This window comes from Pseudomonadota bacterium, from assembly GCA_010028905.1.
In the GTDB taxonomy this organism is placed as follows: Bacteria; Vulcanimicrobiota; Xenobia; order RGZZ01; family RGZZ01; genus RGZZ01.
Genome location: RGZZ01000937.1, coordinates 1 through 1,020 on the forward strand (window position 1 = coordinate 1; position 1,020 = coordinate 1,020).

General features: G+C 66.3%; 2 protein-coding genes. Both read left to right on the top strand.

The features are described 5' to 3' along the window. The first annotated feature begins 95 nt into the window (after positions 1-95). Positions 96-917: a thymidylate synthase gene (locus EB084_26520; GenBank protein NDD31817.1), complete on the top strand. Its 822-nt coding sequence runs from the start codon at positions 96-98 to the stop codon at positions 915-917. A gap of 1 nt (position 918) precedes the next feature. Then, positions 919-1,020 (top strand): dihydrofolate reductase (locus tag EB084_26525; GenBank protein NDD31818.1); only part of this gene is annotated, 102 nt, incomplete at its 3' end.

The window sequence follows — 1,020 nt, forward strand, 5'->3', positions numbered from 1 at the left end:
TGGGCGGGCCATGCCGTGGGGCACACGGCATGGCGCCGCGTGCGGCCAACGATCCGAGAGGACGCCAAGAGGTCCCGTCGAATGCCACCGGCGCCATGAAAGCATATCTCGAGGCGCTTCAGGACATCCTTGACAACGGGGTCGACCGCCCCAACCGCACGGGCGTCGTGACGCGTGCGGTGTTCGGCATGCAGACCCGTTACCGCATGCGCGATGGTTTTCCCGCCGTGACCACGAAAAAGCTCGCGTTCGAGACCATGAAGGCCGAGCTGCTGTGCTTCATCAAGGGGGCCTCGAACGTCCGCGACTTCCAGGCGCTGGGCTGTCGCATCTGGGACGAGAATGCCGCGGCCCCGTACTGGACGGCTCGCGCCCGCTGTGAGGGCGATCTGGGTCGCATCTACGGGGTGCAGTGGAGAGGCTGGCGGGCTCCGGACGGCCGTGTGATCGACCAGCTGGCCGACGTCATCGATCGTCTCAAGACCGATCCCTACGACCGTCGTCTCATCGTGGCGGCCTGGAACCCGGGCGAGCTCGACGAGATGGCCCTGCCCCCGTGTCACGCGCTCTTCCAGTTCTTTGTCGCCGAGAAGCGCCTCTCGCTGCAGATGTACCAGCGCAGCGCCGACATGTTCCTGGGCGTTCCGTTCAACATCGCCTCATACGCGCTGCTGCTGCACATGGTGGCCCAGGTGACCGGACTCGAGGCGCACGAGTTCATCCACACCCTGGGCGACGCCCACATCTACCATACCCATTTCGACGCGGTGCGCGAGCAGCTGAGCCGCCCGTGCCTGCCCCTGCCCCGGCTGTGGCTGAATCCGGCCGTCACGCACATCGAGGGGTTCACCATGGACGACGCGCGTCTCGAAGGCTACGTGTGCGCCCCCGCCATCAAGGCCCCCATGGCGGTCTGACGTGGAGATCTGCCTGGTGGCGGCCCTGAGCCGTCGCAACGCCATCGGCCTCGACAACCGTCTGCTCTGGCATCTCCCTCGGGATATGCGTCACTTCAAGTCG

Bases quoted from the DNA above. Each gene is read 5' to 3' on its own strand.
- EB084_26520 (NDD31817.1), top strand. From the start codon at position 96: ATGAAAGCATATCTCGAGGCGCTTCAGGACATCCTTGACAACGGGGTC.